Annotated in this window: 5 protein-coding genes; 2 read left to right on the forward strand and 3 right to left on the reverse strand. The window is 35.9% G+C overall.

Translation table 11 applies throughout. The features are described from left to right. Positions 1–319 precede the first annotated feature (319 nt). The 3 genes from mtnA to F6K27_RS32355 all read right to left on the reverse strand — a co-directional run bounded on the left by mtnA (position 320) and on the right by F6K27_RS32355 (position 3,451). Positions 320–1,360 carry an S-methyl-5-thioribose-1-phosphate isomerase gene (gene mtnA, locus F6K27_RS32345; protein ID WP_287279678.1) on the reverse strand — a complete coding sequence of 347 codons (1,041 nt, stop codon included), beginning with the start codon at positions 1,358–1,360 and terminating at the stop codon, positions 320–322. A gap of 314 nt (positions 1,361–1,674) precedes the next feature. Beyond that, positions 1,675–2,961 carry an NAD(P)/FAD-dependent oxidoreductase gene (locus F6K27_RS32350; protein ID WP_287279677.1) on the reverse strand — a complete coding sequence of 429 codons (1,287 nt, stop codon included), beginning with the start codon at positions 2,959–2,961 and terminating at the stop codon, positions 1,675–1,677. A 301-nt stretch (positions 2,962–3,262) separates the two neighbouring features. Next, complete coding sequence (locus tag F6K27_RS32355; protein ID WP_287279681.1) at positions 3,263–3,451, reverse strand: metallothionein; 189 nt, start codon at positions 3,449–3,451, stop codon at positions 3,263–3,265. 753 nt (positions 3,452–4,204) lie between these two features. On the opposite strand from F6K27_RS32355, the gene F6K27_RS32360 reads away from it, so the two are divergent. Together F6K27_RS32360 and F6K27_RS32365 are read left to right on the forward strand one after the other, a co-directional pair. After that, positions 4,205–4,435, forward strand: coding sequence for a hypothetical protein (locus F6K27_RS32360; RefSeq protein WP_287279676.1), 231 nt, complete (start codon positions 4,205–4,207; stop codon positions 4,433–4,435). Beyond that, the gene (locus tag F6K27_RS32365) at positions 4,410–4,919 is read left to right on the forward strand and encodes a hypothetical protein (protein WP_287279675.1); all 510 of its coding nucleotides are present in this window, start codon (positions 4,410–4,412) and stop codon (positions 4,917–4,919) included. Before F6K27_RS32360 ends, F6K27_RS32365 begins: the two co-directional genes overlap by 26 nt. Positions 4,920–5,065: the final 146 nt, after the last annotated feature.

Genomic DNA, 5,065 nt, shown 5'->3' on the forward strand with positions numbered 1-5,065 from the left:
TTATCTCTCCCCAAATCTTCCCTCTTAACCTTTTCTCTCTTACCTTCTGTCTCCTGTCTCCAGTATAGCTGTCTCCTAGTCAAAAAAACTTGATATTTATATGAAGATACGGTTAGGGGTTCTATAGGGTATGGTGCGTTACGCTACCGCTAACACACCCTACTAGACTGTTTCATCTAAAATAGTGCATTAGAATACTCAGCCAAAAGTTACTATTGGACTGACAAGCGATTGCTCTTCAACAGACAGCCAAAAACAGGCGATTGCTCTTCAACAGACAGCTCCCACACCTCCCATGCTCCCCACACCCAGGTGATTATTAAACCTGAAACTGTTTCAAATCTCCCGGCGCAACTGTACCATATTCTGTCATAATTCCTGCAATTAATTCCGCAGGGGTAACATCAAATGCTGGATTATAAAATTCTACTCCTTGCGGACAAATGCGTGTTTCTCCTACTTGATATATTTCCACCGCATCTCTCTCTTCAATTGGTATTTGACTACCATCAGATATTTTGAAGTCTATTGTTGATAAAGGTGCTGCCACAAAAAAGGGAATATTATGTGCTTTGGCAACAATAGCTAAACTATAAGTACCAATTTTATTAGCAGTATCTCCGTTAGCAGCAATTCTATCAGCTCCAACTACTACAGCATGAATTAAACCTTGTTTCATACAATGAGCAGCCATATTATCGCTTATTAAAGTAACAGGAATACCTTCTTGTACGCATTCCCAAGTCGTGAGTTTTGCACCTTGGAGACGAGGACGAGTTTCATCCGCATAGACTTTCCCTAGTCTACCCCCTCGCCACGCTGAACTAAAGACATTTAAGACTGCAGTACCCGCCAAAGCACCAGCATTACAGTGAGTTAAAATGTTTAATTTTTCTGGAGAAGTTGGTAAAACTTCAAATCCGCGATCGCCAATATTTTTACAAGTTTGTAAATTTTCTGCTTGAATATTTTTAGCAGTTTCTAATAAAGCCGTTTGAATTTCTTCTACAGACCCAGTGGTATTATTTACTACTTTCAACATCCGTTCAATTGCCCAAAATAAATTAACAGCAGTTGGGCGAGTTTTTCGTAACATTACAGCCACTTCTTCTAACTGTTTTAAGAACTCATTTCTATCAGTTATAGAAATTTCTTTCGCCCCTAAATACATTCCATAAGCTGCTGATACACCAATAGCTGGTGCCCCACGAACTATCATTGTTTTAATAGCTCTTGCCATCTCTGTAGAATTATTAATTTCTACAGTTTTATATTCTCCTGGTAAACAAGTTTGGTCGATTAATACAACACGGTCATTTTGCCAGATAATAGGATTAACTTCTGTATTTTTAGACATCATAATTTTTCCCCATGTATCATAGATAATATCCAATTCAGATAAATAGTAGGTTGGGTTAAGCGACAGCGCCACCCAACAATTATAGTAATTTTAAATAGACATCTCCAATAATAAAAAATAAAATTAATTATCCCACAGAAATTATCAATTCTTTACCCCTACTACTCCTTACCGAAAATAGTGGTTTAAAGCCTCCCCTTTGAAGGGCATAATAAAGAAAAATTTTCCTTTGAGTCAATCCTATCCGTTTTAAAGGAGAGGTAATTATTAATTATTAATTATTAATTGTTGAATCCCTATTTTGGAGGAGATGTCTAATTCTTCCTGCCAAAATAATCAGTTAATAACTCATAGCTGATAGCTGATAGCTGACCGCTGAATGCTTGCATTTGTTGCCAACCTAACTTAATTTTACGTTGTAAATATTTACCCAATCCTTTATACAACTTTTGAAAATTGTATGCAAATAAAATATTCATCATATCCTCTACTGTCAAAGATTTTAAATAATTCACTCCTTTATCAATCAACTCATCACTATCTTGCATATATCTTCTGCGCCCCATTTGTTCAGAAATGTTCCATTTAATAGCATATCGTCTCTGCATTTCTCTTTGGTAGGAACGAAAACTAGATAAGCGTTTGTCGAGATATTTTTCTATATACTTACTAGCAATTTCTGCATTATCCATACCATGTCTAATTCCTTCCCCACCCAACATATTAATAGTAGAAACAGCATCACCAATAGCAATAATATTATCTTGGTAATAAATATCCTTTAATCCCACAGAATATCTAACAGTTGAACCATGAGAATCAATTAATTCATACTCCTCAAGCTTCATATAATCTTTAATCAATAATTCTAGATACCATCTCATAGATTTTGTTTCAACTATTTGTTGATGTTCTAAATTAAACCGCGCCACACCTATTTTTAATCTGTGCTTTTCTACTTCCATGGGAAAAATCCAAGAATAACCCTTTGGCATCCATTTATGCCCTAAGAAAAAAATCAGATCCTTAGCATATTTCTCATATTCTCTTCCTTCAACTTCTATTAAATATTCAATTCCCGCAGCCGTTAAAAATTGAGGTTGCCCACTTTTTTTGTCATACATTACTGCTCTTGCTGGTCCTGTTGCATCAACCAAAACTTCTGTACTAACAGTAAATTTTTTACCTCCGAAACGCCTTATTTCTACAACAATTTTTCCCTCTTCTTCAAAATGTCTAATGTAGCGGCAACCCATCCAAACTTTACCGCCATAACTTTCCACTTCTCCTGCCAAAAATTCTCTCAGTTTGGCAAAATTTAAAACTGCTCCTAATATTTTTGGTGATGCCCAGGTATGATTAATATTAGTTGTAACAATACTAATTTTCTGCCAATAACTACCAACTACTGTTTCTGGTAAGTCAAATTTATCGAGAGTTTCTTGAGGAGTTGCAGCACTAGAAAAGTCATTTTTATTAAATGTTTCGTGTTGTTCAACTAATAAAACTTTGCGTCCCAATTTTGCCAAACTTCTAGCACATTGACAACCTGCTGGACCTGCTCCAATAACTACTACATTAAAATCATTTCTATTGTTCATAATTTCTGATACTAAATACGGTTTAGTAAGATATCTGGTAGTCCTGTAGATGTAGCGATATTTATAATTAAATTACTTTCACTGCCAGAAAAAAACTACAAACATCACTACTTGTCAGCTACTACCAATATAAAAAACCGCTCATTGAATTACGGAATAGTTAAGGTTTAAAGCCTCTCCTTTAAAGGATAAACAAGCGGTCGAGGGATGGCGAGGTCTCCTCGCCATATCCAATCGACCAAGAGAGAAAAAATTTTCCTTTTATTTAATCCTATCCGTTTTAGAGATAGGTAATTATCCATTATCCATTATCCATTATTGAACCGTGACAGTCACATCCTTGATGACCACAGCCACTGGAACCATCTTGATGATTATTGGCACAGACTTCAGAACAGTAGTATTTACCATCTTTCTGAACGGCTGTTTCAGTGGATACTACACAAAGACAGGGTTCACAAGCACATTTCATTCCGACTACAGTTGTCATCATTTCTTCTTCCTTATTACTCTTATTCTTTAGTTTCAGCTTAACTAATTTTTATAGAATTGGAAGTCAAGTTTACATTTTTTAACAGTAAAAAATAAGAATGATTATTATTATTATTTTGAATAAAAAAAGAAGATATAAAAATTATAATTATTCTCAAATTTGACTCAACATTAACGATTGAAAAAATTAGGATAAATTCAAACCAATGGAAACTATACAGAACTTACACATGACCACTAAACATAGTAGGGGTTAACAGCCGTTAACCCCTCTCTACTTATAAAAATTTTAATAGATGTACCCAGACAAAAATACAGTAGTATTTAGCACATGACTCTAGCACTCGCAGGGGTCTTGCCCACAATCATAATAAGTATCTAAAACCGCTTGAACCAGTGAATTAGAGCTGTTTAAGTTAAACAGGTTTGTTCGGGAACGGCGATTAACAGCAGTCTCACTGTGAGAAGGGTTAGATTCTAAGGATCTATCCATCATATATTTTCCTTGAATTTTAGGTTTTACAAAGTAAACAACAGAACCTTAAGATTTGCAAGCTCAGTAGTTTTACCCAAATTCCCAAAAATAATGCTATGCTTCATTAAAACTTCAGTCTTTAAAGCTCGTGGAGTCCGATGCAGTGGCAGGGCTACGAAACGAGAGAGCTTACACGATAGAGTCAGCTTAGTGTGGGAGTATGTCACTATAACTCAGTGAAAAGCCAAGTTAAGATTTACATGGAGAGTAATCATTATGACTAACCAAGTAAACAAGAGAAATGCTGTAAACTTTTTGAAAAGTTTAGCCACCGCTATTATTTTAGCTCCTATTTTCATGGAGAATAACTCAGCTAAAGCAGTAACTATTGATTTTGAAAGTGGTTCACCTTCTGATGTGTTATATGTTATATATCCAACAGCTAGGACTACCACCAAACAACTTGATTTTAGGGGAATTTGTGCCAACCATTCAAGCATTATCTGATGGCAATAATGTCTTGCGTTTGAGTGATGATCTAACAGCAGCAGAAGGTGGAGCTTTTACTACGACTCTTTTGTATCCTAATATAATTGCTGAAAATTTCATGGTTTCTGCCCTGCTAAATCCGGCAGGGCTTGAGGATGGCGATGAAGGTACGAACGATAGAATTTTATTATATGCTAGGGTAAACCCTGAGAATTCAGACGCATACATATTTGGAATTGACTTTGAGGCCAATCAAATATTCTTACGAGAAGTAATTGGGGGTAACATCGAGGATATTTTTGTGGAGGAAACTGTTGAACTCGATCAGAACTTACCCTATTTTGCTAAGTTTACAGTCATTGGCAATCAACTGACGGGACGTTTATTTGAGGAGACTGGCACTCAGCAGTTGTCTAAAGTATCATTTTTTGACACTGAAAATCCTTTCTCGGCAGGAATTACAGGGATTGCTACAGATATTAGCGACTCTATAGAACCCTGATGGTATCTTTTTTTTCAATAATCAGGCGATCGCCAATCTCTTAAGCAGCAGTCTCACAAAACAAAGATTGACCTTGGCTGTGGCATTTTCTAAGGTTCTTTTCCTGCGGAATGCTGCGCAAACAAAATTTTTGGCCAAGCTTTTGC

This window comes from Okeania sp. SIO2F5 (assembly GCF_010692685.1).
Taxonomy (GTDB): Bacteria; Cyanobacteriota; Cyanobacteriia; order Cyanobacteriales; family Microcoleaceae; genus Okeania; species Okeania hirsuta.